This window comes from Syntrophothermus lipocalidus DSM 12680 (genome assembly GCF_000092405.1).
GTDB lineage: Bacteria > Bacillota > Syntrophomonadia > Syntrophomonadales > Syntrophothermaceae > Syntrophothermus > Syntrophothermus lipocalidus.
On the sequence record NC_014220.1, the window covers coordinates 2,048,004 to 2,073,893 of the forward strand.

The window sequence follows — 25,890 nt, forward strand, 5'->3', positions numbered from 1 at the left end:
GTAATGTCCCGAACGGTTTACGCGGGTTTTATGATTCTTGTTTCTGATAACGGACCTCTTGCCAGCTTCGTTATCGACTAGCTAAGGCAAGAGGATTGGGAACGGGTTAGTCCACAATGACGCAAATACGTTGGCTACTAAACTGTGAACCTGCGCAAGTTTTTTCTCTTTCTTCCTGTTCCCTTGACCAGTTGCCTGATGTTGTGCACCGCTAAGGCTAACAGGACCTGAGTGTGTACCTTCGTCGTACCACGTAGGGTTGCACGGCGCAGTCCTCGCGGACCCTTCATCTCCGCGAACACGGTCTCGGGCCAGTATGTGCGCTGCCTGAGGCTTGTTCTTGCACGTTCCGTCTTTAAGTGGCTCTCTGCCCGGAAAAGAAGTTCTTCGTCCGTGTACCTCTTTATCGCGGGTCGTTTAGCCTTACAATAGTGTACCGTGGTGGGGACACCCTTTGCACGCCAGACGGTGTACCTTATACACTACCGAGCCGTCAGCTTGTTCCTTTGTCTGGTAAAGCGTTTTCCCTTGGGGACAGATATAGATATCGCGTTCACTGTCATATCTGAAACCGGCTTTAATCCTTTCTCGCCTGAGATTTTTTGTCCCGTAAGCCCTGTCGGCTACTGCTTCTTCCGGCCTGCAATGGGTGACAAAGATGTGTTTGCTCAAAAGAGTGGCCAGAACCTGACTCTCTGCTACTCCTCCGGGCGTCGTTTCCACGGCGGTGACAATTCGGGCTTTTCCTCCGTCCACAGCTATATGCACCTTGTGAGCCAGAATCGGCTTCAACCAGCCCTTTCTGGTAACCAGCGATGCGTCGGGGTCGGTGCGGCTCGTCCATCTCTTGCTGGTCCGCCCCAAACCTGCTCAAGGTATTCCTCCGGTGTCGTTTGCAGTTGGTGACAGACTCCTCTTTCTACTAAGGAATCAAGGGAAGCATTGGCTTGAATGATGGTAGCGTCTATGAATACCTTTTCCCCTTGTACCAATCCTCGGTCCTAACATACTTGGACAACGTGGCGAAAGAACTGCTCATAGACCTCTCTTCCGAAGCGAACCCGGGCCTTAGATAGGATGGTATCCCATACAGATATCCGAGCAAAGCCATCTTGAAAATAACAACCGGGTCTACAGAGGGAGAACCGGTGTGACTGTAGCAGCAACGGACGTAATCGTAGATGAAAGAAAAGTCGATGACGCTGGAAATCTTCCGGGGAAGGTGGTCCTGGGGGATGCGTTCTTCAAGTGACGTGTAGTAAAACAGCTTGGGCTTGGGATACGCGACGACCCATCAAGGCGAACCACTCCATGTTCTGCTTTTTATGGTGTAATATTCTACATTAACCGCAAAAATCCTTCACTTCGGTGAGTTTGGCAACAGGTCCGTTGACAAAGACAACGCAGGAGTCCGTACTTAGCGCTTGTGAAACTCAACCATTTTCCCAACTATCGACCAAACACAAGATTTCCGCTGTGGTTAAGGTTTTTATTTCCTTTAACTCGACCAAGTCATTATCGTTCGTCCACACCGGGCAGTTCAGAGCGAGGGCCAAGGCTACAAGGTCCGCATCATCAGGATCTCGCCTTCCGATCAGTTCCAAGGCCGTCGGGACGTGCTGCAGATAAGCCTCTTTCTCCACAACTTCCAGCTCCAACAGAGAAAACACCGCTTCCATGACGTTTCTGCTCAAACTCTTCCTTTTAGCCAGGACCGGGATATATTCTCTTACTTCGCCAACCGCTCTGTCAGTCGTGACGAATTTTAACTCTTTAGCCTCAATGAATACCCTGATCGCCTTTCCGCCTATCAGCGCCGAAAGGATTACGTTAGCGTCCACGGCGATCTTTCCTGAAAGCCGCAAAGTCCTCCAGCACCTCTTTCTCTGTTATCCCTTTTTTCTCCCGCTCTCCGGCAATCCTTTCCGCTAAAGCCTTCAGGGCTGCTCGCCGAACCTCGTCTTCAAGGCTTATATCCTCCCAAGGGATAAATATTCCCGCCGGTTTGCTTCCTCGGAAAACCATTACGGCCTCTTTCTTGCGCATAAACTCACTGGTGCGGGCTTTGAAGTCCCTGACGCTTACAAATTCCATTGTAGTCACCTCCGTAGTTACATTATACTACGACTGCAGGCAGAGGTGAATTTCCAAACAGGAAGGCCTCTGATTCGGAATGGGATACATTAAGTTTCTTTCTCTTCCTCCGGCCTGATGGCTTCAGCCACCCGGAAGCGTATCAGGGTCTGGTAGGTATGTCTTTCTTTTCGGCTATTCTCTTGACGGCCTCCAGCTAGCAATCCCGGAGCCGGAGCGTAATCCGTTTAGTCTTGCGCCGTTTGGCAACCATATCGGTCAGTTATGGATCTACCTCCACCTGAACGGGCCCCATCTAGTTCCAGTGATCGCGCAAGCTGTGGGCATCCCAGAATTCAGCTTCTTCCTCTCTGATCTTGAATTCAGCCACGGCAGGTCTTTATACCATCCTAAGACCCCCTTTTTCTGGGGGATAGCCGGCCAGCAGTACCCGTCGAGAATATGTTAAACAAAAAAAGCTAAGCTATTAGCCTAGCGTTATTACTTCTTCCTGTTTAACACTTTGATTACAACCCTAGAAAGAATACTTTATATGTCGGCATTCCTGAAAGGAAGAGGTTCCGCCCTCCATTATTTTACAAATTGCCTCAAATGCCAAATTATCAAGGCTTTTCAGAAAGAAACTTGGGGTGGGCGATGGGACTCGAACCCACGACCCCCAGAGCCACAATCTGGTGCTCTAGCCGACTGAGCTACGCCCACCACGCGATCCTCTGTCAATGTGATTGGAATTTTCCTTAACTCTACCCAACGAACGCGCGTTGCACCGCCTGTAATTCGCGATGGCGTCCCTGGAGGGATTCGAACCCCCGACCTACGGATTAGAAGTCCGTTGCTCTATCCTGCTGAGCTACAGGGACCATAACGCATGGAGCGGGTGATGGGAATCGAACCCACGCAACCAGCTTGGAAGGCTGGGGCTCTACCATTGAGCTACACCCGCTTGCGCTTTCTTATTATACTGTCTTTATCCTGGTTTTGCAACGGTTTGTACTAGTTCATTGTTATCGTTCTGTGATATTGTCACCTTGTAATAGTTCAGTGAAAATGTCCCCATGAAAGAAAACAGTCACACGTATACCCGTTCCGGTATGGCTAATTAGCGAAATCGGCAGCGAACTCTTGAGTCAAAATTTACCCTTATTTCTAATTGTTGGCCGCCCCCTTCAATTCAGCAAGACAAGCGTGCATCTTTTCTATGTGTTTCTCGATTTCCGCTTTGCGTTCCACGGCATCCTGCTCTCCTTTACCCTTGATTTCCATGGCCTGTTCTATACTGGCGTTTACCGCCTGTTTGGCCCGCTCAGTCTCCTCCTTCAGAAGCGACTTCAAGGCCAAAGCCGACTGTCGCAGGCGGTTCAAGAAATCATACCGGATGCGGCCGTAATTCCGGTCTACGTCCTGGGGAATGTCCTTGGCCATTCCTTGCCAGATTATCCGGTTAAGGAGCCGGCGGGGGAGCAACCCCGAGAACGCCCTGGGCGAGATCTCAAGCATCAGCGGGTCCAGGCCCACCTTATAGTAGAACTCTGACTTCCCCGTGACGTCTACTCTGAACCTCTCCCCCGTGTAATCGATACCGAAAACCTCGCAGGCCTTGCCCAAAATTCGCGATATAATGTCGTCCAGCCTGGACAGGAAGCGGTTCTGGGCCTCTTCGAATTCCCGCGCCACCTCTTTATCCGTTTCCTGCCTCCATCTTTCAAAAACCGAGGTGAGATTGGTCAGGGCTTCTTGTTCGATAGCTTTAATAAAAAACCTGGTCTTTAAACCCTGATTCTGCTGGTACCAGTTCTCCAACATCAAAGCCAAGGTCTTTTCTAACGACGACCTGTCTTTTCCAAATTTTTTATCCAGATCCTCAAGTATTCTCTCCACCTCGCCGTCTAGGAGCACGGCCACATCCCGAGTTTCCCTGTCGACTATTCCCAAAAACTCGGTATAGCTGGCTATCTTTGCCCGCAGTTCTTCTACCGGCAATTCGAGGGCCTGCCGTTCCACCCGAAGCGAGGTCGACACCTGCAACAGGAGATTGCCCAGTTTGTTCCGCAATGCCACCTCCAGCAATCGGTCCCGGTGCGTATAAAAGTAACCCAGTACGGCTTCTTCGAGCACCGCAAAACCGCTTTCCTCCAGTTTCTGCGGGTCTTGGGCTACCTGCGCCTCCAAGGCCATAAGAGCAGATAAAGGATACACGTCGACCGACTGCCCAAGCTCCTTTTCCAACGCAACGCGGGTAAAATCCACGAGCCGCTTCACGTCATGGTCAGCATAGAAGTCAGCCTTGTTTAGAACAAAGTAGATCATAGGAACCTGCTCGCGAACATCGCGCAGGTACCTGATCTCCTCGACTGCTACCGGTGTATCGACCGAGAAGACAAATAAGGCAGCATCGATATGGGGCAGGTATCCGTAAGCCGTCTGGGTGTTATGTTCAAAAATGGAACCTACGCCGGGGGTATCGACCAGCCGGATACCCCGGCCGAGAAGCCGTGAGGGAAAGGTTATGTGGGCTATCGCTACCTGCTTTTCGTTGTTGGGATTTCTCTCTTCGGTGATGTAATCTGCCAGCTCCCCTACCGTCACTTCCCGGCGCAGGCCGTTTTCGTGGATAATTGTGACTGTCGGTTCAGCCCCGTACTCGACAACCGTTATGACCGAAGTGGCGGGGGTCACTGCCATCGGCAGCACCGGCTGCCCCAAAATCGCGTTGACGAGAGTAGACTTGCCCCGTTTCTGTTGTCCGAGGATGGCCAGGTTGAAGTAGTCTTTCTTCATTTTCTCTTTTAGAGTTTCCAGCCCGGATGCGGTAGCACTGTCGATGTATGTCCGAATGCTTTCGAGGTATTCGATTGTCTCCGATAAGATGTTGGCCGACACCCGATCTTGCTCCCCTCTCTAAAAGAAATGAGCTTAAAAAACAGAAGCCCCTGTCTAGGTTGGTATTAGACAGGAGCTATTAGCCGGTGCCGTTTCGCTTAACGCGGGGTGAGCTCCATCACCCAAAACATGACCATACGGGAACCATCCCTCTGTCACGTTTCTCTCTATTATGATTCTCGTAAACACTCAACCCGAATTCTGTAGGGACCCTGCCTCCCTCAAATTTCTACATCGCTGAAATAAAGGTCTATCAAGGCTTTCTGGTTATCGAGCTGGTCGGGGCGACAGGATTTGAACCTGATTCCGTGCCTTTAAAAGCCCGTAATTTCGAGCGTCGTCGCACGGTTGTTAATCTTTTTGTTAATCCGTGCGCTCACACGTTTATTATACCGTGCCCGTTTTAGAGGTGCAAACCCTTGCCGTGCCTGACCTGTTGTGCATAGCAGTTAACCGTCGTGCCTACGTTGTGTCCGACCAAGTTAGCCACAAGAATTGGGGGTACTCCCTCAGAAAGCAGGAGGGTTACAACCGAATGTCGAATATCGTGAATTCGAATGATCGGCAGCCCTGCTTTTTCGAGTGCCTTGCGCAGTGTCTTCCTTACTGCCTCGTATTTCACCGGCCTACCGTCGTCGGCCTGGAATACCAGGCTTTTTTCTTTTTGCCAGTGTATCGGCACTACCTTGCCGGACGGCATAACAGCCTTGAGTAGAGCCGTGGTTTCGTCGTCCAGCTCCACAGTGCGTCTGGCCTGGGGAGTCTTGACGTCCCCTTTAAGCACTCTATGTTTGGTATCTACGCTTTTTTCGATGGTAATGGTTCTTCGCTCAACATCGACACAGTCCCACGTGAGACCGAGTATCTCCCCTAACCTTGCTCCGGTTACGCACAACAGTCTTATGATGAGTCCGTGCCTGTACTCCTTAGCGGCTTCGATAAGCCTTTTGAGTTCGTCTCGGCCTAGGGTTCGCCTTATCTCGTGCGGCACTCTAGGCAGTTTAAAGCCCACCAAAGCGTCGCTCGGAGCAAGTTTCCTCTCCACGGCTTCTCTTACAGCCGTTTTAAGCGTGGCGTAAAGGTTTTTCCTCGTCTTGGGCCTGAGATGGGTAAACTGTCCTGCCAGCCGCTTGGAGAGGGCCTCGGCTTGGACAGAATACAACAGCAGGTCCCCGACAAGCGGTTTTAGCTTCCGCACATGGGATTCGTACTCTTTCCACGTACGGTAGGAAACCGTGTCTTTGATCTCTGACAGCCACACATCGAACCATTCACCCAAAGAGTGCACTGCCACACGGTATCCGGCAGGCTTCACTAACTTTCGCCTTATATCGGCTTCCATCTGCCGGGCCATGTATTCTGTTGGAGCGTATATCATCTGTGTGAAGTACTTCTTTTTACCGTCCTCACCCCTTCCCAAATAGATTCTTACGAGCCATCCCTTGCCTCGTTTCTCAAGCATCCGAACACCTCCCTAAAAAAGGGAGGCGGGGATAGGTAAGCATTCTACCTATCCCCGCCTTTGTCCTGCCTAAGAAACTCTCTCAATGCTTCTTCAGGTATCCTCAGCCCTCTCTTAGGAGAAACCTTGATGGTCTTTATCTGTCCCGAATACACCAGCATATATGCCGTGTCTTTGCTCACTCTCAACAGTTTTGCCACTTCCGGTACGGTATAGACTTTAATAACGCCTCACCTCCTTCCCTAATTTTAAACGGATTGCCCGATTTTGCCCCAAAACGGCGGGTAAAATGCGCGGGGTATACTTCATTCTATCCCCGAGACAAAACCCCCGTTGTTGAGGCCGGTAGAAATGGTAATGCTGTGAAAAAATAACAGCTCATTGTTTTATGTCTAAAACAAGTTCCTGGGGAAGCAGTAATTCGCGATAAGTATCTCTGTTCGCGCGGGTCGATCTCGTGAGATATTTGCGCGGGCCGGAAAACCGTGCCACTTCCATTTCCCTTCCGGGTACAACCTTCTCGCCAGCGGGCAGTCGTAGGTACTGAGCACTGCCTTTCCCTTTATCCCTGCCGGCACCTCGGCAAGCTCATCGTGGCTTTCATCGGCAAGCTCCAGTGCGTAGATGCTATGGTCTACCCTGCTTTCTAACGGATAGGGAGGGTCGACGTAAAAGAGGGTTTCGGGAGAGTCATAACGCCTAATTACATTAAAGGCGTCATCGCACTCGATTTGTACTCGCTGAAGTCGCTTGGCAACGGCGTACAGGTTTTCTGCTACCCGTCGATACTTTGCCGCTCCCGTGTCGGTCCAGTGTCCTGTCACTGAGTACGCCCATCTGCCTCGCGTGGGTTTCTGTGCTCCTGTTCCTCCGTAACTTTGACAGGCCCTCACGAAGAACCGTCGGGCTCTCTCCAGGTCCGAGATTTCTTCATTCTGCTGAATAGCTAATAGGTATTCCTGCCGCGAATACGGAGTCAGGTCTACCGCCCGAATCAACTCCTCCGGTTTATCCCTGAGCACCCTGAAGAAGTTCACTATCTCGCCGTCAAGGTCGTTCAGGGTTTCGATTTCCGCCGGACGCTTGTTGAGCAGCACTATTGCCGAGCCGCCGAAGGGTTCGCAGTAGTGCTGATGCGGAATGCTTTCTAAGACTTGGAGCACGTCGGCGAGAATAGTTCCTTTTGCACCGGGATAGTAAAATGCTCTGAGCATCAGATCAACCCCTCTCAAAATGGCTTTTATCCTCTCTAAGACCTCACTGTGTAGTGTTTTGAGCACCTAAAATTTGAGGGGGTGCGCGATATACCCCCTCTTTTGCCCTCTCTAAAATTGCGCGTAGTAAGTATCCTTAGTCCGCCTTTTGGTGCCCTTGTTCCAGGTCCTCGCATCGGAATAATGCGCCTTGCAAGGGCCGTGGTGAGACATCCAATGGGCATTTGACGGATACGGCTCCGTTTAATGCTGCAAACTGGCGCAAAACCTGGTGATCAATCCACGGAAAACCTTTTACAGGTTTTATTGTTTCGTCAAGTTTGATGTTTCTTTGGCAGCACAGATACCAACCAGGAAGCATCTGTTCTTTTGTGGCCGCAATGCTTTCCGGATGAACACAAAAAATCGTTCTAAAAAACCTGCATTTAAAACAGTTTTTTAGCAACATTGGCATTACTGCACCTCCTAAAACAAAAACCGCCTTCCGGCGGTCTCTCATATCTGTTTCATGCCTCGCATACTCCAAAATCGCTTATTCCCGATAACGATATGGTCTAGCACTTTTATTCCCAGGATTTTCCCAGCTTCGACAAGCTGTTTTGTAACGGCTATATCTTCTGAGCTCGGTTCGGGATCTCCTGAAGGATGGTTATGGATTGCTATTACGGACATAGAGCTGGTCAAGATAGCCGTCTTGAACACTTCTCTTGGGTGTACTACTGTACTGGACAGGGATCCAATAGACACCACCTGCGCGGCAGTGACCTGGTTTCCACTGTTTAAATACAGCACCACGAAGTGTTCTCTGTCGGCGTTTTCCAGGTTTAGGTGTTCGTTGACCAGCGACACAACAGCATCGGGCCCTGTAATCGGGGGAGAGTACCAGGGGCCGGATTCGCGCAACAGCCGGGTCGTGACCCAGTAGTAGCTCGCCGTTTCTTGCTTTTTCCTTCTACGACGAGTCTGCTTCTGTGTCAACTCTCCGCCTTCAAACAAGGTTACTTCCATTCAACACGGAGCGGGCGTGTCCGGCCCGCTCCATCCCTCCTTTCTGAGATGGTTGCGGGCCGGACGGCCCTGTTTATCGCAGTGTTAAAAATTCGTTAGGCGATATGTTTTGCCGGTAGTATTTCGTCCTGCCTGTTCAGGATATAATCAACCGCCCTTTGAGCGGCTCCTGCGGCTTCCACGATTAGTCTCTTGTCCCGCCGAAGCACCCCCAACCAGTAGTCTATATATCCTGCCGTGTTAGTTAGGGGTATTTCCAACCCCGCTTCGGCCATCAGGAAGCTGGCCCCGATCTCGGCCACGAGCTCCTCTTTGGCATACTCCCTGGAGCCTTTGGGACCCACCTTCCGATTCAGCCTGCCAGGATGCGCCGTGCTGTGGACCAGTTCATGGAAGAGCGTTTGGTAATACTCTTCTACGGTCTCAAAATCGGACAAGCGCGGGATTCTGATAGCGTCCCGCTTCAGGGAGTACCCTGCGCTTCCGGGAAAATGCTCTATTTCGGGGCTGTTGGGCATTCTTGCCACAATGTCTTCGGCGGTAGGTTTTGTCTCGTGGTTGTATTGACCTATCCCCTGCTTACTCCGCAGCCCCTCCACCTGGGTATTTACCTCGAACACACGGTAGTACCGCAGGTAGGGGACTGTCTTCGTTTCGGTTTCGCCGTCTGTTCCTTCTTCTTCTACGTCCAAGAGCTTCCAGAAAACCACTGTGTAGGACCTTGCCCCTTTTTTAACCCTGCCCCCTGCTTCTGTGATCTTCTTAAATGTCGCGTATTCCCCTCCAGGAGGAAGGAGCAGAAGGTTGACTCCCCGGTACGGACGCTGTGTTTCCCAATTTACCGGGAAGGGCTTGCCTGCCCACGGCTGTTTCCAAGGAATTACCCCTTTCTCAAGCTCTTGGATGATTTTGTCCGTAACGATCTCGTATACGCTCGCCATTATAAGCGGAGCGGGCCCAGCCGGCCCGCTCCATCCCTCCTTTCTTGAGATGGTTGCGGGCCGGACGGCCCGTGCAAAATCAAAGCGGCCTATCTAGGCCGCTTCTGAAACTCGCCTTGTTGTTTGGTTTTATGCTCCCAGCTCTTCCGGCAGCTTCAACGGCACGCTCTTGGCGTACAACACGTCCGGACACATATCCGCCCCGTTAGGCCAGACTACAGTCCCCGCCTCCGGGTCAGCTTTCACCTGACGGAAGAAAGCAGGATCTTTCAAGGGTTCGAACATCGGCCCCTCAAGAAAAGGCTCAAAGTTGACCACCCGGTACTCTCCGCTCTCGAATTCCAGTATCAGGTAATAGGGAGCAACCGGGTACACGCTTCGAACCTCATGAAGGACGCTCTCAATACCCTCGCTAAACTGCATGTTATACACCTCGCTTTGGCGAAGGAACCTTTAACAAAGGTTCCTTACAGCGTGCCCGCCGCCAGTTTTCCATTAACGCCTCCGCGTTTTCTTGAACCCACGCCGCGATGTGGGAAGCGATTCCTGACGGGAGATCTCCTGCTAAGAGAGCACCATCTGGAAGAGAAATGACTGCGTGCGTCCCGCGTCCGCGCACGTGGAAGTGCGGCGGCAGGTGATCTTGGTAGTACATATAAACCTTAAAGCCCCAAAACTCGCATATAATTGGCATCGTATCACATCTCCATTTTACCGCCGAGGAGCGGCCCAGTCAACCGACCAGGAGCTCCTGGACGGTAAATAATCCGTGGCCGAGACAAGGGATACTATCCCTTTTTTAAAAATAACTCTCCGCTTTTTGCGTTTATTGCGCGCATTGCGTTTGTTGAATAAGGTTTCCCAGTCCGCCTCGAATTCGATGCGGAGAAAGGGCCTCACAGAAATTGAACACGGAGCGGGCGTGTCCGGCCCGCTCCATCCCTCCTTTCTGAGATGGTTGCGGGCCGGAGGTCCCTTTTTGACTCTCGGAATTTTACTCGTCTATGCTCACGGTACTAATGATAAAATCCAAGGCCTTCTGAGGACCTTCGTTGAGGAAAATACGGCGTACTTCCTTGAAAAGCTCGTTGCATCGATAGGCTTTTAAAATTTTAAGTGCTTCCTGGGTGTATGGGATGTACGCTGTCGTAGGCCGCCAGGCGTCCGCCGGGTAAGGATAGTACTTACTCAGGTAGTTACTGGCGCGGTATGCGTAATGCAACCCGTGCCGGATATTCTTAGCAATTACCTGATTGGTCAAGTGTTTGTCGGGCAACCTGATCCAGCTTAAAGGGCATTCTTCAAACCCTTTAAACCCTCCCTTTGGTCCCCATACTATCCTGTCGTCCAATTCCTCATCATGCCCTGTCAGAGGAAGCACCATCGCCAAAAGTTCGGCTGTTATTTCCGACTTTCCGAGTCTTTTTTTGTCTTTCGTGATCAATTCAACTCACCTCCGCTTTTAACTTTCAATGCGAACAAGCCTTTGTCGAGCTTTTTGTACGTCACGGTTACGGTTTTGCCCAGTGAAGAAGCGAGCTCTCTACCCGCTCCGTTCTTGGCGTACATAGCCGTCTTAGTGCCGTCCTCTGCTTCAACAAAAGCTCTTATTACCCCTGGTTTGGACTCTCTCGCCTCGAGAACCCTGAAAACGCCTTCAGCGGTTTCCTCCTCTCCGGGTTGGTCCTGCTGTATCGGCACGGACACATCCGGTTCAACAGGAGGAACCTGCATCATCAGCATAGTCTTTAGGGTCTCGATTTCAGCTGCTAAGTCTTCAGCCCGTCTCAGGAGCTCGTTGCGCTCCTTTCTAAGCGTTTCGATTCTCGCCAACAGTTCTCTGATCTCCTCGTGAGTCATAATCTCCTCTCCCTTATCTTGATAATGCCCGAGGCACGGCCCCTGTCGCCGCGCCTCGAAAGTTTTCGGACGCGGGACAGGGCCGCCGCCGATCGGACATCACCTCGCTTTCATGTTGTTTCTCTCAGTTCAGGCAGTACCCTACGGGATCCCCACTCTGTTGCCCTACCTGCCCCATAAAGGACCGTCCCTAAGAATATCACTGCTGCTGTCAGCAGGAACCCCAGGACTATCCCTCCCAGGCCGAACAGAACCGCTTCGAAAAGGCTCCTTGAACGCGGAAGAGCGCGAAGGAAGTCCTCGAACACTGAGGGACTCGCCTTTATAAGGCCTTTGCCTACGCTGATACAGAGCAGGGCTATGCCTGCTAACATGTAGTACGCAGTTCTTCTCGCTGTACCCAATATAGCCATCCCCTTTCTCGAAAAATAAAAAACAGGCGCCGCAAGCCTGTTTGAGACTCGCAAAACGCCTGTTTAACTCTTAAAAACCTACCGCTCCCGAAGGGAGCATAAACTTTTAAACACCTAACGCCCTTTAAAGGGCACGACTCCTAAACACCAACCAACCTAAGTTAATTTTACCATGTAGCTCAAGAGATGAGCAATAGGACGTACTAACAAAATAAGCCCTGCTGAAAGGCCGGCTACTAGCCCCAGTTGATATAACACGCGCTGATCGGTGTCATCCAAACCTCCACCCCACCAAAAATAGCCCGGCACGAAAAATCCCAAACTCAGCAGGAGAGCCGATAGGCACAAGGGACGTTGAAAGAAGTCGCACAGGGCCCACGCGAATATTGACGTGATCACGGCTGCTGTTATCCCGGTTATGATCCCGCTCCCTATCGCTGTTATATATCGCATTTCTATTTCCTTCACAGGTATCTATCCCTTCCGCGTGATTTGTGTTAGGCTTTTCTCAGATTTAGCATCTTTTTGGGAAATGAAATACCGCTGGCCGGCGATCATAATCTCAGCTTCTCGCCGGTCCGGGAAAACCCGGACTCGGGCTTCGTCCATTGAAGGGAAGCGCACCCGGTCCGGCCCTAGAATCACACACCCGGCTTCTTTCAGCCGGGCCATTACCCATCCTCGGGTCTCGGCTTCAGCAGGGTCGAAGCGTCCGTAGTCTGCCGGGATGAAGAAAGTCACTCCCCCTAGCTTGACGCATCGTAGAAAGCCCCCTGCACGAAGCCGGGAATAGTGTTTGTCCAGATCGCTTTCGCTCATGCGAAAGGCCCGTGCTACCGCCTGCTTAGGGCACGGGCCGACTGTTTCAATGAAAGCCAGCACTGCAGCCGTCATCTCGTCGGTAATAATTCCCCTCATGCTACATCACCCTTCTAAGGCGAAGATGTAGTTTCTTTCTTTCACGATCGAAGGTCGCCACTATGCACTGCACTCTGTCTCCCCGTCTCACCTCCCCCCGGACCGGGTAGGGGGAGATTCCGGCTATGCCGGGGGCTACGTCCGGCTCTATAAAAACTATACCTTGTACTATTTGTATTACCGTGCCGGAAATTATCTGCCCACGCGTAAAGGAGTACGCCTGCCACGGGTCGGGGTAGGCGTCTTTCACCGAAAAGGTCAGATTCTCCGGATCCAGTACCTTCACCGCGATCACCTGCCCCGGCCGGTACTGCCTATCCAACGGCAGGGACAAGGATCGGGAAGCCAGCTTCCGGGGTATTTCCACCGGGACGCCTGCTACCTCCACTACCAGCCGAGCTGGAGAATCCTCCCGGCGTGGGAGAACGGCTATCACGGTTGCAGGGAGCACGTCTCCCTGTTTTATCGTTGCTTTCAAGGTCTCCTTAGCCTGTTCGACATATTCGCTTCGGGACAACACAACCACGCCGGCCTCGCGGTCGAGCTCCTTTGGTAAGAACACCTGTTTTGTGCCAACTAGCGCGGGCATATCTTTCTCATGGACACCGCTCCACTCAACAGGGCAGATAGCCCGTATCTCCAGCACCGGATTCGCCAGCCGGACCGCCCAAACGGGTCGGGACTCCACTCTCTCCAGCGCTGCTACGAGGCCCTCTATAGGCTTCCTTGTCCTGGTTGCTTGAAATAAGACCTCTATAGGATCAACATGTGTAAGCATTAGGCGTCACCTTCCTTGCCTTCTTTTTGCTTTTCCTCTGCTTTGTTTACGAGTTTTTCGATAAAGACAAACCTATGCTGATACGCTTTCCGCTCCCGCTCGCATAAAAACTCGTCAGGGGGTGCAACCTCTTTTATGCCCCAATACAAACCAGCGTAACTCGCAAATGCGTCTGCAAAGTCCTCCGATAACATCTTATTTAGCTTCAAAGGACTCTCGTAAGGCGATTTGTTCAGTTTTCCCCGCAGTCCGTCTATCTGTAGGTCATCAAACATTGCAATAAAATAGTCTAATGACTCGGACGAATCCTCGATCGCCTCGTCAAACATGTGCCCTAACTCGTGTAAAAACACATAAGCTAGATTATAAGTCCCGTCGATCGCTGATGGGTACAATATGATATCTCCTAACCCTAGAAATGCGCCGAGCTCGAGATAGCGTCCTCGTGCCCGACAATTAGGATCCGTTGCAGGGTCCGGCACAAAATATACCCTTACAGGTTTGTTGTATCTAGTTTGTTTAACAGCGTCGGGAAGCTTACTCCACACCTGAAACAGCGTGTTTACTTGAGACTCTGTGGGCGCTGCATTCCTGTAAGCGTACACTGAAAGACCATGTTCTGATTTAATCAGTTTTGCTTCGGGTTCAATGTGATTTCTAAATTCAAGCAAGCCGTATACCGGATAATCTTTAGCCTGAACCGGAGTCGCTCCAACTGTAAGCAGACATAAAACCAAAACCAACACACTCGCCTTTTTCAGCATACCATCATCCTCCTTGTTTAAAATCTCCAATGGTCAATACATCGACAGGCCCCTGCTTCCGGGAGATCCGTACGGCCGCCTTTCGCTCCATCTGCTCGATCACGTTTCTTGCGTAACGCCCGTTCCCGGCCTTCCCAATGTCAGACACCGCCTTAAAACGCCCCAGCAGGGCCTCCTCCACGCCCGGCCCAAGATTCCAGCCGCGCTTTTTCGCATACAGCCGGGCTATCTCCACCAGTTCTTCGGGGGTATAGTCCGGGAACGTGATGGTAAAGGCGATACGGCTTTCCAGTCCCGAATTGGCCTTGAACAACTCCTGCATCTCCTTTGTGTACCCGGCAAAGATAATGCACAGTCTGTCCCTGTGATCTTCCATCGCCTTCACCAGAACATCGACAGCTTCTCTGCCAAAATCCTTATCATCGCTTCCACGGGCAAGGGAATAGGCTTCATCTACGAACAAAACACCGCCCATCGCCTGGCGTATCTTCTCTTGTGTCTTGAGAGCCGTCTGTCCGATATACCCCGCCACCAGCCCGCTCCGGTCGGTCTCCACCATGTGCCCGGACGGAAGGACGCCCATCGAAGCGAAGAGCTCCCCCACCAGCCTGGCCACCGTGGTCTTGCCCGTGCCGGGGTTCCCCAGGAAGACCATGTGTAGGGACTGCTTCATCGGGGGAAGCCCCTGCTTCCGTCGCTCCCGGTCCGCCTGCACCACGGCCGCTATCTCGTGAAGGGCCTCCTTCACTTCTGCCAGCCCGGTCAGGGAGTCTATCTCGGCCCAGATTTCATCTACAGAACGGTGAATGGATTTTTTGTTTGCCTGTTGAGGCTGAGCCGCCTGTTGGACGACTGTTTCCTGTCCCGACGCCAGCTGGTTAGTTTGCTGCTTCCACTGCCGATAGTAACGATAGTAATTAGTAAACCACGCCCCCGATACGAAAAGCGCGCCGTAGACCAGATATTGAGCTCCTTCCGGCAGGCGAAGGAAATGCGAAATCAACGCAGCAGCAGCGATGCTGGCTGCAATATACGGATATCGCACCGCAGCCACAATCGTCACGCTCACAACAGCCCATATAAAAGCCATTATCCCATCGTACTCACTTTGAGTGCGCTGCATGGACGTTCGCCTCCTTGATCTCAACCTCGAGAGGGAGCCATACGCCGTCTCCCTGCCCGATGGTCACTGTCATGTCGACTCTCGTAAAACCCTGTGTAGTAACTGCCAGTTCTTGGTACTCCGGGCTAATTCTGTTCCACGACTGTTCTCCCAGGGACACCCTAACGCCGTCGTCCCTAACACCAGTCACCGTTACGCAAGTCTTCGGCGCGTAGTCGCTGATGTTTGTGCTCATTTGCCCCACTGCTGGCTTGGTGCGTATGAAATAGTTTTTGGACAGCATGAACGATACCTCAGCTTTTGCTGTCTCAGGGGATAGAGTCGTTATTATCCCCATCCCGGATCTTTTTGCGCTTATCACTGCTTTATTTGCGTCTGTAGGCGTTACTGTCACTTGCACTCCGTAATAGTCGTCAGAAGCCACGGCGTATCTCACGTCGTTATCCCAGCCTTTGCGTGGAGCAGAGAAAGTTTGTTCCTGCTTGACGTCTCCCTCAAGACTGTTCGAAGGCGAACCGACCAAACCCACGCTGATTATCCAAGCCAATACAGTTAACAGCAGCAGAGCGCCCAAGTACACGGCTTGGGGGTGATCTGTCCACTGTTTCCTAAGCCATTCCATCCTGGTTTCACCCTTTCATAAAAAGTAAAGAGCAAGCAGCCAGCAGACGCTCGTCACCAGTGCTTCCGACAGCAGGTTTCCGGTAGTCAACGGCCCGTGAATGTGCTCCAGCCGCCGGAGCGGATCCGGGAGCGGAACCGGCAGAAACGGCCGTATTCCTGAACGAGTCAGCGCGTCTAGGGCTAAGTGAGAGAGAGCTCCTGCTCCGACTGACATCGAAATTAAGCTCACTGAAAGCCCTTGTATGCCGAAAGGAACCAGAAAGCCGTTTACTATGCCGGCAAGAATCCCTACTAGCAAACATATTCCTAAACAGAACCATACGGTGTGAGTAATAGAACGGTGCCCGAACATCACCTCGAGAAGTACAGCTATAGGGCGCAAGCGTCGCCCCACCAAGCTCCCCGGATGGTCTACGTCAGGAAAAAGCCCTGCTATTGCGCCTATTACCGTCCCTACTACCGGATCCCCGGTCAGGTGTCCTGCTATCGCTCCGGCCAGTGCGCCCCCTGCTATATGAGTCGTACCGGTCATGTCACTTAGCACCTCCTAAGGGGAAAATAATAGAAAATCAAGTGCTCAATTTGAGCACTTGACCCGGAAATTACAAATAATCTGGGTTTTCAGGTTCATCTTTCGGGGACTTGAGAAAGTCTCCTATCCCGCCGTCAGCGTTGAGATCGCTCCCCCTCTCGAAAGAACGATCCCGGTCCGGCGCTTCATCGTTTCTTCCTTCTGGAATTTCCGGGAGATCCACTACCACGTCCGGTCGCGCAGGTTGGAGCTCAGATAGTTTTGCAACAGCCAGGGACAGGATATCCTTGCTCTGGGGCAGCTCCGTCCATCCCAGTTTCTGTAAATACATAGGCAGGCACCAGCGCACCAGGCAAACGGCAGCCATCGGGTCCATGCGGGAAAGCTCCTCAGGCTCCATCAGGGCACGCCTCACGATGGTCTCGGTACGTTTGGGTATCTCAATCCTATTCCAAGGCATGGTAACGTCCTTGCGCTCGGACTCAGCATATACCGCTGCTTCACCAAGACGGGAACTGAAGTACCGGGTCGTCGTCGCGTCATCCCCGCCGAGGAAAAGCTGGATGGGACAGTTCGCCATTATGGCCTCGGGGCCACCGTAGACGTCCTGGAGCTGCTTCAGGCCTTGCAGTACGAATTGGATCTTGATCCCAAGCGAGCGGGCGGTCGAGATGACTTCCACAAACCCCGGTATCTGTCCCACGTTCGCGAACTCGTCCAAGATGAACCTAGTGGGGTTGGGCAACCTGCCCCCGTTCTCAGCTGCCAGCCCGTAGAGACGCCGGAAGAAGAAGTAGTAGAACGAAGCCAGCACGGGTTTCAGGTGTCCTGCCCCAATCGGTAAAACACAAAACAGCACAGCCTTCTCTCTGCCGATGGCCGAAAGGTCTATTTCGTGCCGGGAGAGAAGCTTCGCCACAGACTCCGCACGAACGACCCCGAGCTTGGCCGTGAGTCCAGAAACGGCGTTGTCGTAGTTTGAGCTCACCGAACCACACCATTCTTCATACCCGACTTGAGGCAGCCTACCCACCCTGTACGCCTCACTGAATCGCCGGTCTAGGGCTTCTTTGGGCCAGCTCAGCAGGGAGAGCGCGCTCCGGAGATGTGCCTGTTCAACGGGAAAATCGGCACGGAGCAGGTATATAAGAGCTTTCAAAAGCTGTATCTCCTTCATTACGAAGTACCCACTGTTGTCCCTTGCCGCGTTCTGCACTATAGCCGTTGCAAAAGCTGTGATCTCTTCATCATCCTGACACTCCATCACCGGGTTCCAGCACATCGACCATTCAGGATTTCCCAGGTTAAACAGATACACCTTATACCCCTTTGACTTGAGCCACGGCCCCAAGGTACACGCCAGCTCGCCCTTCGGGTCGGTGACTACCACCGACTCTCCTTCCATCGCAGCCGACACCACATTCGGGATCACGAAACTGAACGATTTCCCAGCGCCTGTGCCGGCCACCACACAGGCGTGTTGTGGGAGTGGAGGCTTGGACTTTTCAGGCTGTAGTCTCACTATTCTCCCACGAAGTTTCCCCACTATAGTTCCTCCACCATATTTCCCTTCCTTGGGAGGCCCGAACTCAGCCACCTTCGCCACGTCCGCATCCCCGGCCCACCTGCTGGTGCCTTTCTGAGCTGCGCCGGACGCTACCTTCAGGCCGTGAACCCGGTCCGGCCCGTGCTCCGTTCCCTGTCTGTACCCAACAGCCAGGATAGCACCCAGTATCACACCTCCCAGAAGCCCTGCCCTTCCTGCCTTCTCAGGCAGGGGTATCTTGTCAAAAGGCGTCGAAGAAAGCATCAGCCCTATGTTCACCCGTACGGGCCCCGACTCTACAGGGACGCTCTGCCCTGGTTTTATGCTTAGGACCTGCTTCATTTCCTGGCGAAAATTAAGCGCAGACCATGTCATAAAGACGAATATAACCGCCAGACCAACACTCAGCACAGCAGGCATCCATGCCCTTGTCCCGTACCTGGGCTGCAGAGCAGCTCCCCCAGCCAAGACCAAAACAAAAAGCACTCCGTACGGGTACATAGTCGCGACCATCAGCATTGTAATCGCCAGTATGCCGATTGCTAACCATTTAACAAGTGCTGCTCTTTGCATACCATCACCTCGCCAGCAGACAATAAACCCAGGTCACAAAAATAACCGGCAGCATCACCCACAACAGCAATTTCCCTGCGCTTCGCCCAAAAAGCATGTACGCAAACGCAATGACCAGCACGGCCGTAAATGCTACTGTCTGAACAATACCTTCCATCTCACCTCATCCTTTCACGGCTTCGCTCCTCCTCCCTTTTCCTGGGACGGGGAGGATACATGCGCACCAGGGCCTCTATATCCCCCGAGGCCGGGTGCCACCGCACGTGGCGGTCCCCTTCCCACGCCATCACCTTCGCCACTAGCCACACCTGCCCGGACTTTCGCACTCCTGCTGCCCAGTCCAGCTCCACTCCCTGCCGGGCCTCCAGGAGCCTCGCGGCCCGGCGCGCGTGGGCCACCCAGTCCAGGCCGGGCAAAGGGTCCAGCACAAAAAGGTACGCGTTCACCCAGCGTGGGTGCAGTTGGTAGGTGCCTTCCGTCCAGAACTCGGAAGGGAGCAGGTCGTCGTAGTCGTGGTCGGCCAGCCGTCTCAGGCTCTGGAGAACCCGCATCACCTTCCGCGGATCCCGTAAGGGCACCACCTTCACTCTCCACTTACTCATCTCCGGGCTCCACCCCCTCCCGGGCCCTCCGGGCCTCGCGAAGCGCTTCGGTCAACAGCCGGGACTCCAGGCGCCGGGCGCCCTCCGGGTCCTGGGCCCGGGCCTCGCACAGCAGGCGCAGGCAGGCCCGGGCAAAGACCTCGGCCACGAAGCCGTCCCGGTGTCGCTGTATTGCGTCCACCACAACGGCCGATATCGTGGTGTGCTTCTTCTTCGCTTCAGTCACCAAATACGCATGCAGTTTCTCGGGAAGCCGTATGGTTATTCTGCTGGTAATAGCTACCACCTCCTTTGGCAAATTCCGGCATAGGAGCCAGGAGCCAGGCGTCAGACGCTAGGATGCCGGGAGTCCGACGCCTGCGTTAACGTGCTGTCGCTACCTGAATATTCCAGCATCATCTGTCCTACTCCGTAGGGTAGGGTGTGGATGTCGGGCGAACGGAGTGAGCTGGGTTTCTGCAAAAAACAAAGCCCGCCCTCCTTGTTAGAAGGGTAGGCTTGTTAAAGCGTGCTGCAAGTCGTTTAATACATTAAAGCCCTGATACAGAAAGCCCGTGTCCAAAAAACGGACGACGTAGAAGTACCCTAGTATGAACACGGTTATATTAGCCAGTATCGAGGCAGTCATTTCCCTGTAAAAGCCCATGCCAGCCAAGGCCAATACTGCCTCGAAGAATATCTTGCACGCAAACGGGGCAGCTATGAGGAATATCGCCATCCGGGGGATTAAGTCGTATAACTCGCTTATCGTATAAAACAGGTTGTACGCATCATACATACGGTCGTTACCTCCTCCCGAAAAATCTAAGAAGCCAAAACGCAAAAAGCCGACTCACCCGACTTCGCTCACATATCAGGGAATCGGCGACGACCGTATGTATTCAACTGCCCCGCGTCCAATTACATGATAGCACTATACTCCATTTTCGTCAATATCAGCCGAAAATGGACAGAATGTCCTGCTTCAGTTCTACGGGGTTCACCGTCGCCTTTTTCTCTTTCTCTTCCTTGTTCTGTGTAGGCAGTTCTTCCCTGAGCACTTCCCGTACAGTTTCCTTAATGGCCTCAAGAAACAGAAAATAATCAACCTCCGGCAAATCGGCTTCAAGCCTCTGCCGGACAAATTTAGACCGTCTGCCCTCAGGAAGAAGGAAAATGGGATGGTTTTCGGGCAGGCGTATCGCTATAACCTTGGTTCGGGTCTGCTTCTTCTCAGGCATTGATATTCCTCGCTTCCAACAGGTTTTGTAATACAAATGTATTACACTGAGCTTGGATTAAAGTTGTATTACAAATGTAATACAAACCCCTCCAAACTACCCGTTAGTTCTGCATCAGCCGGAGATAGCCTTTCGCATTCCCGTAAACAGGATCGGGCAGCGTCTCACTGTTCGGAAAAGCCATTCGTAAGTGCGAGCCAAACACATGTGCCCCTCCCCCGGCAAGTACGGTTTTGGCGACGAATTCAGCACGGTCCTGGAGCACGGATTTTATCCCTGCCTCTATCGCCGTCGCGGTCTGCTTCACGGCGGCATGGTACTGCTTCGTCAAATCCACCGTCCTCCCTGCGTGCAGGACGGGCTCTCCCTTGGCCGCCGCCTGCGCTACTTCTTCCACCATACGATCGGGAAGAGGCACTCCGGCCTTTTCTCGCCATGATATCGCCAGGGCTTGGTGAACGGTGTGTACCCCCACTTCTATACTGGAGCAAGCATCCGGGATGGGGATATATCTCACTCTACCGTCCACTTGCCGGACTTCAAACAGCAGAAACTCGGTCGTGTACGTCCCTACATCAATCAGGAGTATATACCCCCTCGTCGGCAGGTCTGTGCAAAGGGCCAGAATCCCTGCCCCTTGGGGGAAGACCTCCGCATGCGTGAAGGATATGTGTCTCTCCGTGCCGTTGACGCCGACCCATGCGTTTAAACCTTGCACGTGCTCGGCCAGCCAGTCCCTCTGGCTCTTGAAATACGCCAGGGGCAGCCCCACGGCCAGCTCGGGCTTGTCTCCGTTTTCTCCTGCCCCTGCAAGGTACGACGCCGTCAAGAGAAGTATGTCGTGGACTTCGCCGTTCTTTCTGGATTGACCAGGCAAGGTCAGGCAGGAAACGCACTGCTTTGCTCTTTCACCGACAAACCAATTTGCCCCGTTAATTTTAACCTCATGAGGCAGACTGATAAAAAGCCCTCCGGTCGTATCGGTTATCGCTCGGGATACAGCGGAAGGAAAAGAAACCTTCCTCCCGTCCTCGGAAAGGGCTTTTGTCCAGCCGTATCCTACATCCACTGCAACACGCATTAAATCGCCTCCTTTACTGTCTTAGCGTTAATAACCAGGTTGATTACCGTCTCCCTAATGTGTGTCGGGCACCATGCCAGCTCCCGTCGAATTTCGTCGATAGAAGGTAGATTTTTACGATACGCCCTAGGTTCGGACATGGCCGCTACTACATCAACGGCTGAAAGCCACATAGCCGCCTCAGAAGGTTCTATACCGAGAGGGTACCCTTTCCCTCCAGGCCGCTCGTGGTGCTGGCGAATAATCTCTACAGCCTCGGGACATACTCCTAGCTCGGAGGCTATATCTGCACTTACCAACGGGTGTGCCCGCATGGTGTACCACTCGCTGTTGGACAGCAGATACCGGGGAGCCATAATAAACTTTTCCGGCCAGTGAGCCTTTCCTAAGTCATGTAAAAAAGCCGCTGTTACGAACACGGCCTCTCGAATACCAGGTATCTGCACCTCCCTTAGCAGCCGCACTGCCAGCACACCTGCGTGCATGGAATGGGCCAGGAGCTCAATTGGCAGTTTCGTAAAAAACATATTTTGCATATCATCTTTCCTTTCGCTTGCGCAAGCCCTCATAAATCAGGTACTTTGCGTAGGAAGCCACTGGTATATCGATTTTCTTCGCCTCCGCCCGAAGCGCTTCGAAATCTTCCTTCCGCATCACCAGCATGACATTGTGAGTTTCTTTGTGTTCTGCCTTCTTGCGCATAAGCATACCTCCTTTTGTTTTTTTCTCATAAAAAAGCAGAACACCCGAAGCACTAGACCCCGAGTGTTCTGCCGAAAGGGGATGATTACCATTAACACCAAGCTCTAGGTATATTATATCACATTCCGCCCAACTCGCCATGTATGTCGGGCTCTCTAGGAACATCAGTTATAGGAGCTTGTTTCTTTATTACCTGTATTTGGCAGGAAGCTTTGTTGTCTGCTGGATTTGCGTCCTGTCCTTGTGTCGGCCAGACTTCTGCTGTTATCGTGTAGGTTCCCGGAACTGCTCTGTCAAAGGTGTAGTAGTTCCCATACGCCTGTCCGGGTATCGAAGTGAAGTTTAGTGTTTTGGTTCCTCCGGGTCCCGTGATGGTCAGCCTCGCCGGGACGGGCTCCCCCGAGTCCTTGCGGGTTACCTGCACGTTGGCCGTTATCTTGCCGTGTGAAGAGTTCCAGGCTATTGGGACGGGGTTGCGCACCGGCGTAATCGTAACCTTCAGGTCTACCTGCGCCGGTTTTATCGTCACGACCTTGGTGTTGTTGTCGAGGGTGGCTTCGTTCGGAGGCGTGTTGCCGTCGATGTTGGCCCTCAAGACCAGCTTCTTTTCGGTAGTCGGTACGGTTACCGGAATCGTATAGTGCGGGTCGTCTCCCGGGTTGAGATTGATGTTAGTCCTGCTGAAGATCTTCTTGGACCAGTCGTCCGACTGCCAACGAGCTCCGAAGTCGGTGACAGTCGGTATGTTTCCTTCGTTCTTGACGGCCACGATGATGTTTACTGTAGATCCCGGAGCTCCAGTGTAGACGTCTTTATCGGAACGGACCGAGATATCGGGCATCTGCACGGCCTGTATTCTCTTACCCGCTGTCAGGTCAAGATTCTGCCACCTCGTCACCATGTCGGCCCGGTGTTGGGGCATGATGGTCTGCCTCAGCACGTCCTCGGGACTGGTCAGCACGGCCAGCACTTTGTCAGTCTTTACGTCATATATCTCGATATGCGCCCCGGTCTTGACCGTGCCTACAGCTTCGGGGTTGTCCAGGGCCTTCTTGACCGTTTCTCGGTACTGCTCTGGAGCTGCGTTGATTATGGCGTCTCTGGAGATGGTTACTTGAGAGTAATAGGTCTGGCCGTATTTGAAGCCGGGGCTGGACTTCAGGGCCTGGTTGTATGTTAGCAACTGGTCTTTGACCGGGATTATTACCTCGCCGGGGATCCCGGGAAACTGGATGGTGACAGCTGTGGTCCGGTAGCGAATGCCGGCAGTGGAGTAGGTGGATGCGATGTCGTAGCTGATGCTCCTAACAACTCCAGTTTTCATATCGCGATCTACATACAAGTCCTCGGTTTGAGACTGTACTACGGTTTCCAGCATAACCCCGTTCTGGCCAACCACAACGGCTCGGACAGGCATAACAAAGACCGCCAGAAGCATCGCGGCGGCCAGCAGGCAGTTTAAGCTTTTTTTGACTAGGCGCAACAGCTACACCCCCTTGGTCAGTATTGCCGTCCTCGTTTTGCCATCCCATTCCACTTTCCAGCCGAAGGCTTCGGCCACGGGACGGATGGGGAGCACGGTCCGGTTCGTTTCTTTGACTACCAGGGGAATATCGATACTTTTCCTGTAGACTTTACTTTGGTCCCCTTGAGGCACCACGTACATACTCGTGCTGCCGGGGTAAAGGTTAACATAAGTCCCGTCCTTATCCTCCCAACTTATTATCGCCCTGCAAGGGCCTTTTTGAGGGACATACTCAACCTTGTACCCCAACGCCTCTCCTATCTCCCGGAAGGGCAGGTACGTCCGCCCGTACAGGGTAAACGGCTTCTGGTCTTGGCAGGTGAATTCCTTGCCGTTAATCAGGATCTTTACGGGAGCCTGTCCCGCATAATCCTCCTCAGAGATCACCCAGGCGAACGCCGGGCCGGAGAAGGCCAGCAGCACTAAAACAGCAACCAGAATCGACATGAGCTTTCGCATAAAAACACTCCTTTCTGAAGTTTGGTTTGGCCCACCGATCAAATGACCGGTGGGCAGCAAACTAGTAAATACCATTGGACCAATTAACAGATTTGGGCATTTCGTAAACAGTCAACGGGTATAGGTATGAATGGTTAATCGCTTTAAGGTCTTTCAACGGCACTAGAGCAGCCTCAAGCATGATTACTGCGTCAGGGTCGTCCTTGTGCGCCATTTTAACCTGTATCTTTCGTGCAAAATCACACTCCCAAGACGGCGTTTCCGTCTTTACCACAGCCCATCCAAACCGTTCGTTCGAACGAGGCAGGGGTATCATGATATAGGCTTTGTTATCGTCGGTAGCGACAATAGGAGCAGCCAGGAAATTAAGGCCCTCCTCGCCTACCACATTGGTCCAAAAACCCACCAGCGCCGTGCCCGCTAAAGTATATCCCGAAGGTAATTCTTTAACAGGCGTGTACTCTAATACTCCCCACTTATACCCGAACGCTTGGGCTAAACCTTGTTCTAGGGTAGGTTGCAGTGCAGTAACCGCTTGAGCCGGGCCCGCGACAACCCCGCACAGCAACAAGCACACCGCGAAAATCGACAGTACTTTCACAAGTTTCTGCATTACTGATTTAACCTCCTTCGTTTTTGATTTTTTTAATATATCTGACGCTGCTCGCAAAACTTCATTCCCACCCCCTTTAAAAATAAAGCTCCTATCAATCGATAGGGCTTTGCCAAGGTTTCTCATAATTGGTTTTATCTTCTTAGTTTTCGGTTTAAGAATTACTCCCTACCGAGAACAGGGAATCAAAGTACTCAAACCGCGCAGCGTACTTCGCCCTCACCTCCTCCCACGTTGACGGCAGCGCCTCCACGATTCCGGCCCGGTCCGCCGCGTACAGCGCAAAGGCGTCGGCGAATTCCTCCTTCATGACCCTGGAAAAGAAAACCTGCACGTCCCCTCCGCCGGCGTCGGGAGCAAAGCCCGACAGGTAGGACACCGCCGCCGCCACATAGCCGGGCTCCGTACTGAGCGCAGGCTTGTCCCGCACCAGGGCCAGGAGAAACTCTCTGGACGTGGCCCTTCCGTACCGGTGGTCCAGCATATGCCCCAGCTCGTGGAGGAAAGTCTGCACCCCCGCGCCGGGATACAACACCACCGTGTCCGCCCCCGAGCACACTCCCAGCACCTGGAGCCGTACGCTGGCTGAAACGCTGCTGTCCACCACCAGCGACCCGTCGTCCCGGGCCAGATATACGGACACGGGCCCCTCCAGCTTGTCCCGGATATCTTCCGGCAGGCGGCTCCAGGCCGAAACCACCTGCGGCACCGAGACCGTCGCCCTTGCTCCCGGAACGAAGTACACCTTCAGACCGTCCTGCGCCGCAGCGAGCACCGCACCCTGCGTTGCCTCCTTTACGTCCACCCACGCCCATGCCGCGCCCGGCAGGAGCATCAGCAACGCCAACGTGGTCAGCAGAACAATACCGAAGCGTCTCAAATCTCCACCTCCCTGCAATCGTCTCTTTACCACTCACTTTGGGCCCGTCCAGCCCAAGGCCCAAGGCCGGAGCAAAGG

General features: G+C 52.9%; 35 protein-coding genes, 3 tRNA genes and 1 riboswitch. All 38 genes read right to left on the minus strand.

Going from position 1 to position 25,890, the window contains the following annotated elements; all coding sequences use genetic code 11:
- Positions 1 to 137: 137 nt before the first annotated feature.
- A complete protein-coding gene (locus tag SLIP_RS13145) occupies positions 138 to 479 on the minus strand; it encodes a transposase (protein WP_083762033.1) in 342 nt (113 codons plus the stop codon).
- The gene (locus SLIP_RS09915) at positions 424 to 864 is read right to left on the minus strand and encodes a transposase (RefSeq protein WP_041432994.1); all 441 of its coding nucleotides are present in this window, start codon (positions 862 to 864) and stop codon (positions 424 to 426) included. The genes SLIP_RS13145 and SLIP_RS09915 overlap by 56 nt, the downstream gene beginning before the upstream one ends.
- A 100-nt stretch (positions 865 to 964) precedes the next feature.
- On the minus strand, positions 965 to 1,198 hold the full coding sequence (locus SLIP_RS13180; RefSeq protein ID WP_479725383.1) for a transposase: 234 nt from the start codon (positions 1,196 to 1,198) through the stop codon (positions 965 to 967).
- A gap of 235 nt (positions 1,199 to 1,433) precedes the next feature.
- On the minus strand, positions 1,434 to 1,841 hold the full coding sequence (locus tag SLIP_RS09920; RefSeq protein ID WP_242649102.1) for a PIN domain-containing protein: 408 nt from the start codon (positions 1,839 to 1,841) through the stop codon (positions 1,434 to 1,436).
- Positions 1,831 to 2,094 carry a hypothetical protein gene (locus SLIP_RS09925; protein WP_013176154.1) on the minus strand — a complete coding sequence of 88 codons (264 nt, stop codon included), beginning with the start codon at positions 2,092 to 2,094 and terminating at the stop codon, positions 1,831 to 1,833. Before SLIP_RS09925 ends, SLIP_RS09920 begins: the two co-directional genes overlap by 11 nt.
- Before the next feature lie 625 nt (positions 2,095 to 2,719).
- Positions 2,720 to 2,796: transfer RNA gene (locus SLIP_RS09930), tRNA-His, on the minus strand.
- An 81-nt stretch (positions 2,797 to 2,877) separates the two neighbouring features.
- Positions 2,878 to 2,954 (minus strand) — tRNA-Arg (locus SLIP_RS09935).
- Between the two features lie 9 nt (positions 2,955 to 2,963).
- Positions 2,964 to 3,037, minus strand: a tRNA-Gly gene (locus SLIP_RS09940).
- A gap of 203 nt (positions 3,038 to 3,240) precedes the next feature.
- The gene (locus tag SLIP_RS09945; RefSeq protein ID WP_013176155.1) at positions 3,241 to 4,974 is read right to left on the minus strand and encodes a dynamin family protein; all 1,734 of its coding nucleotides are present in this window, start codon (positions 4,972 to 4,974) and stop codon (positions 3,241 to 3,243) included.
- Positions 4,975 to 5,037: 63 nt separating this feature from the next.
- A riboswitch (Fluoride riboswitch) is annotated at positions 5,038 to 5,106 on the minus strand.
- 271 nt (positions 5,107 to 5,377) lie between these two features.
- Positions 5,378 to 6,436 (minus strand): tyrosine-type recombinase/integrase, encoded by a 1,059-nt coding sequence (locus SLIP_RS09950; protein WP_013176156.1) that lies wholly within the window; start codon positions 6,434 to 6,436, stop codon positions 5,378 to 5,380.
- 44 nt (positions 6,437 to 6,480) lie between these two features.
- Complete coding sequence (locus SLIP_RS09955) at positions 6,481 to 6,660, minus strand: helix-turn-helix domain-containing protein (protein ID WP_041432996.1); 180 nt, start codon at positions 6,658 to 6,660, stop codon at positions 6,481 to 6,483.
- A gap of 168 nt (positions 6,661 to 6,828) precedes the next feature.
- Complete coding sequence (locus SLIP_RS09960; RefSeq protein WP_013176157.1) at positions 6,829 to 7,650, minus strand: DNA adenine methylase; 822 nt, start codon at positions 7,648 to 7,650, stop codon at positions 6,829 to 6,831.
- A gap of 495 nt (positions 7,651 to 8,145) precedes the next feature.
- Positions 8,146 to 8,628: a JAB domain-containing protein gene (locus tag SLIP_RS12965; protein ID WP_049765110.1), complete on the minus strand. Its 483-nt coding sequence runs from the start codon at positions 8,626 to 8,628 to the stop codon at positions 8,146 to 8,148.
- 125 nt (positions 8,629 to 8,753) lie between these two features.
- Positions 8,754 to 9,599: an ArdC family protein gene (locus tag SLIP_RS09975; protein WP_013176160.1), complete on the minus strand. Its 846-nt coding sequence runs from the start codon at positions 9,597 to 9,599 to the stop codon at positions 8,754 to 8,756.
- Positions 9,600 to 9,728: 129 nt separating this feature from the next.
- Positions 9,729 to 10,022 carry a DUF2442 domain-containing protein gene (locus SLIP_RS09980; RefSeq protein ID WP_013176161.1) on the minus strand — a complete coding sequence of 98 codons (294 nt, stop codon included), beginning with the start codon at positions 10,020 to 10,022 and terminating at the stop codon, positions 9,729 to 9,731.
- A 1-nt stretch (position 10,023) separates the two neighbouring features.
- Positions 10,024 to 10,293, minus strand: a complete 270-nt coding sequence (locus tag SLIP_RS09985) for a DUF4160 domain-containing protein (protein WP_013176162.1) — start codon at positions 10,291 to 10,293, stop codon at positions 10,024 to 10,026.
- Positions 10,294 to 10,593: 300 nt separating this feature from the next.
- The gene (locus tag SLIP_RS09990) at positions 10,594 to 11,043 is read right to left on the minus strand and encodes a hypothetical protein (protein WP_013176163.1); all 450 of its coding nucleotides are present in this window, start codon (positions 11,041 to 11,043) and stop codon (positions 10,594 to 10,596) included.
- Positions 11,040 to 11,459, minus strand: a complete 420-nt coding sequence (locus SLIP_RS09995; RefSeq protein WP_013176164.1) for a hypothetical protein — start codon at positions 11,457 to 11,459, stop codon at positions 11,040 to 11,042. The genes SLIP_RS09990 and SLIP_RS09995 overlap by 4 nt, the downstream gene beginning before the upstream one ends.
- 110 nt (positions 11,460 to 11,569) lie before the next feature.
- A complete protein-coding gene (locus tag SLIP_RS10000) occupies positions 11,570 to 11,863 on the minus strand; it encodes a hypothetical protein (protein ID WP_041433001.1) in 294 nt (97 codons plus the stop codon).
- A gap of 483 nt (positions 11,864 to 12,346) precedes the next feature.
- Positions 12,347 to 12,790 (minus strand): hypothetical protein, encoded by a 444-nt coding sequence (locus SLIP_RS10010; protein WP_013176167.1) that lies wholly within the window; start codon positions 12,788 to 12,790, stop codon positions 12,347 to 12,349.
- A 1-nt stretch (position 12,791) separates the two neighbouring features.
- On the minus strand, positions 12,792 to 13,568 hold the full coding sequence (locus tag SLIP_RS10015) for an RNA-binding protein (protein WP_013176168.1): 777 nt from the start codon (positions 13,566 to 13,568) through the stop codon (positions 12,792 to 12,794).
- Positions 13,568 to 14,332 carry a hypothetical protein gene (locus tag SLIP_RS10020; RefSeq protein WP_013176169.1) on the minus strand — a complete coding sequence of 255 codons (765 nt, stop codon included), beginning with the start codon at positions 14,330 to 14,332 and terminating at the stop codon, positions 13,568 to 13,570. The genes SLIP_RS10015 and SLIP_RS10020 overlap by 1 nt, the downstream gene beginning before the upstream one ends.
- A 4-nt stretch (positions 14,333 to 14,336) precedes the next feature.
- On the minus strand, positions 14,337 to 15,455 hold the full coding sequence (locus tag SLIP_RS10025; protein ID WP_013176170.1) for an AAA family ATPase: 1,119 nt from the start codon (positions 15,453 to 15,455) through the stop codon (positions 14,337 to 14,339).
- Positions 15,436 to 16,077 (minus strand): hypothetical protein, encoded by a 642-nt coding sequence (locus SLIP_RS10030; protein WP_013176171.1) that lies wholly within the window; start codon positions 16,075 to 16,077, stop codon positions 15,436 to 15,438. Before SLIP_RS10030 ends, SLIP_RS10025 begins: the two co-directional genes overlap by 20 nt.
- A gap of 15 nt (positions 16,078 to 16,092) precedes the next feature.
- Positions 16,093 to 16,611, minus strand: a complete 519-nt coding sequence (locus SLIP_RS10035) for a metal-dependent hydrolase (protein WP_013176172.1) — start codon at positions 16,609 to 16,611, stop codon at positions 16,093 to 16,095.
- A 70-nt stretch (positions 16,612 to 16,681) separates the two neighbouring features.
- Positions 16,682 to 18,730, minus strand: coding sequence for a VirD4-like conjugal transfer protein, CD1115 family (locus SLIP_RS10040; RefSeq protein WP_013176173.1), 2,049 nt, complete (start codon positions 18,728 to 18,730; stop codon positions 16,682 to 16,684).
- 4 nt (positions 18,731 to 18,734) lie between these two features.
- Complete coding sequence (locus SLIP_RS12780) at positions 18,735 to 18,887, minus strand: hypothetical protein (protein WP_013176174.1); 153 nt, start codon at positions 18,885 to 18,887, stop codon at positions 18,735 to 18,737.
- A 1-nt stretch (position 18,888) separates the two neighbouring features.
- A complete protein-coding gene (locus tag SLIP_RS10045) occupies positions 18,889 to 19,332 on the minus strand; it encodes a hypothetical protein (RefSeq protein WP_013176175.1) in 444 nt (147 codons plus the stop codon).
- The gene (locus SLIP_RS10050) at positions 19,325 to 19,618 is read right to left on the minus strand and encodes a hypothetical protein (RefSeq protein ID WP_013176176.1); all 294 of its coding nucleotides are present in this window, start codon (positions 19,616 to 19,618) and stop codon (positions 19,325 to 19,327) included. The genes SLIP_RS10045 and SLIP_RS10050 overlap by 8 nt, the downstream gene beginning before the upstream one ends.
- A 198-nt stretch (positions 19,619 to 19,816) precedes the next feature.
- Complete coding sequence (locus SLIP_RS10055; protein WP_013176177.1) at positions 19,817 to 20,110, minus strand: hypothetical protein; 294 nt, start codon at positions 20,108 to 20,110, stop codon at positions 19,817 to 19,819.
- A gap of 157 nt (positions 20,111 to 20,267) precedes the next feature.
- On the minus strand, positions 20,268 to 20,552 hold the full coding sequence (locus tag SLIP_RS10060; RefSeq protein ID WP_013176178.1) for a hypothetical protein: 285 nt from the start codon (positions 20,550 to 20,552) through the stop codon (positions 20,268 to 20,270).
- 103 nt (positions 20,553 to 20,655) lie between these two features.
- Positions 20,656 to 21,633, minus strand: coding sequence for a ParM/StbA family protein (locus SLIP_RS10065; protein WP_013176179.1), 978 nt, complete (start codon positions 21,631 to 21,633; stop codon positions 20,656 to 20,658).
- On the minus strand, positions 21,633 to 22,169 hold the full coding sequence (locus tag SLIP_RS10070; protein WP_013176180.1) for an HD-GYP domain-containing protein: 537 nt from the start codon (positions 22,167 to 22,169) through the stop codon (positions 21,633 to 21,635). The genes SLIP_RS10065 and SLIP_RS10070 overlap by 1 nt, the downstream gene beginning before the upstream one ends.
- Position 22,170: 1 nt before the next feature.
- Positions 22,171 to 22,335, minus strand: coding sequence for a hypothetical protein (locus SLIP_RS12785; RefSeq protein WP_013176181.1), 165 nt, complete (start codon positions 22,333 to 22,335; stop codon positions 22,171 to 22,173).
- A 118-nt stretch (positions 22,336 to 22,453) separates the two neighbouring features.
- Positions 22,454 to 23,818, minus strand: coding sequence for a hypothetical protein (locus SLIP_RS10075; protein WP_013176182.1), 1,365 nt, complete (start codon positions 23,816 to 23,818; stop codon positions 22,454 to 22,456).
- 3 nt (positions 23,819 to 23,821) lie between these two features.
- Positions 23,822 to 24,319: a copper amine oxidase N-terminal domain-containing protein gene (locus tag SLIP_RS10080; protein WP_013176183.1), complete on the minus strand. Its 498-nt coding sequence runs from the start codon at positions 24,317 to 24,319 to the stop codon at positions 23,822 to 23,824.
- Between the two features lie 61 nt (positions 24,320 to 24,380).
- Positions 24,381 to 24,932, minus strand: a complete 552-nt coding sequence (locus tag SLIP_RS10085; protein WP_013176184.1) for a hypothetical protein — start codon at positions 24,930 to 24,932, stop codon at positions 24,381 to 24,383.
- 154 nt (positions 24,933 to 25,086) lie between these two features.
- The gene (locus tag SLIP_RS10090) at positions 25,087 to 25,812 is read right to left on the minus strand and encodes a M48 family metalloprotease (protein ID WP_013176185.1); all 726 of its coding nucleotides are present in this window, start codon (positions 25,810 to 25,812) and stop codon (positions 25,087 to 25,089) included.
- Between the last annotated feature and the right edge of the window lie 78 nt (positions 25,813 to 25,890).

Excerpts from the sequence above, each read along its gene's own strand:
- SLIP_RS10055 (WP_013176177.1), bottom strand. The coding sequence starts at position 20,110 with ATGTATGATGCGTACAACCTGTTTTATACGATAAGCGAGTTATACGAC.
- SLIP_RS10065 (WP_013176179.1), bottom strand. The coding sequence starts at position 21,633 with ATGCGTGTTGCAGTGGATGTAGGATACGGCTGGACAAAAGCCCTTTCC.
- SLIP_RS09960 (WP_013176157.1), bottom strand. The coding sequence starts at position 7,650 with ATGCTCAGAGCATTTTACTATCCCGGTGCAAAAGGAACTATTCTCGCC.
- SLIP_RS09975 (WP_013176160.1), bottom strand. The coding sequence starts at position 9,599 with ATGGCGAGCGTATACGAGATCGTTACGGACAAAATCATCCAAGAGCTT.
- SLIP_RS12785 (WP_013176181.1), bottom strand. The coding sequence starts at position 22,335 with ATGCGCAAGAAGGCAGAACACAAAGAAACTCACAATGTCATGCTGGTG.
- SLIP_RS10060 (WP_013176178.1), bottom strand. The coding sequence starts at position 20,552 with ATGCCTGAGAAGAAGCAGACCCGAACCAAGGTTATAGCGATACGCCTG.
- SLIP_RS10070 (WP_013176180.1), bottom strand. The coding sequence starts at position 22,169 with ATGCAAAATATGTTTTTTACGAAACTGCCAATTGAGCTCCTGGCCCAT.
- SLIP_RS10080 (WP_013176183.1), bottom strand. The coding sequence starts at position 24,319 with ATGCGAAAGCTCATGTCGATTCTGGTTGCTGTTTTAGTGCTGCTGGCC.
- SLIP_RS10045 (WP_013176175.1), bottom strand. The coding sequence starts at position 19,332 with ATGAGTAAGTGGAGAGTGAAGGTGGTGCCCTTACGGGATCCGCGGAAG.
- SLIP_RS10010 (WP_013176167.1), bottom strand. The coding sequence starts at position 12,790 with ATGAGGGGAATTATTACCGACGAGATGACGGCTGCAGTGCTGGCTTTC.
- SLIP_RS09985 (WP_013176162.1), bottom strand. The coding sequence starts at position 10,293 with ATGCCAATTATATGCGAGTTTTGGGGCTTTAAGGTTTATATGTACTAC.
- SLIP_RS09950 (WP_013176156.1), bottom strand. The coding sequence starts at position 6,436 with ATGCTTGAGAAACGAGGCAAGGGATGGCTCGTAAGAATCTATTTGGGA.
- SLIP_RS10035 (WP_013176172.1), bottom strand. The coding sequence starts at position 16,611 with ATGACCGGTACGACTCATATAGCAGGGGGCGCACTGGCCGGAGCGATA.
- SLIP_RS09980 (WP_013176161.1), bottom strand. The coding sequence starts at position 10,022 with ATGCAGTTTAGCGAGGGTATTGAGAGCGTCCTTCATGAGGTTCGAAGC.
- SLIP_RS10025 (WP_013176170.1), bottom strand. The coding sequence starts at position 15,455 with ATGCAGCGCACTCAAAGTGAGTACGATGGGATAATGGCTTTTATATGG.
- SLIP_RS10085 (WP_013176184.1), bottom strand. The coding sequence starts at position 24,932 with ATGCAGAAACTTGTGAAAGTACTGTCGATTTTCGCGGTGTGCTTGTTG.
- SLIP_RS12780 (WP_013176174.1), bottom strand. The coding sequence starts at position 18,887 with ATGGAAGGTATTGTTCAGACAGTAGCATTTACGGCCGTGCTGGTCATT.
- SLIP_RS09925 (WP_013176154.1), bottom strand. The coding sequence starts at position 2,094 with ATGGAATTTGTAAGCGTCAGGGACTTCAAAGCCCGCACCAGTGAGTTT.
- SLIP_RS10030 (WP_013176171.1), bottom strand. The coding sequence starts at position 16,077 with ATGGAATGGCTTAGGAAACAGTGGACAGATCACCCCCAAGCCGTGTAC.
- SLIP_RS10040 (WP_013176173.1), bottom strand. The coding sequence starts at position 18,730 with ATGCAAAGAGCAGCACTTGTTAAATGGTTAGCAATCGGCATACTGGCG.
- SLIP_RS09995 (WP_013176164.1), bottom strand. The coding sequence starts at position 11,459 with ATGACTCACGAGGAGATCAGAGAACTGTTGGCGAGAATCGAAACGCTT.
- SLIP_RS10015 (WP_013176168.1), bottom strand. The coding sequence starts at position 13,568 with ATGCTTACACATGTTGATCCTATAGAGGTCTTATTTCAAGCAACCAGG.
- SLIP_RS10020 (WP_013176169.1), bottom strand. The coding sequence starts at position 14,332 with ATGCTGAAAAAGGCGAGTGTGTTGGTTTTGGTTTTATGTCTGCTTACA.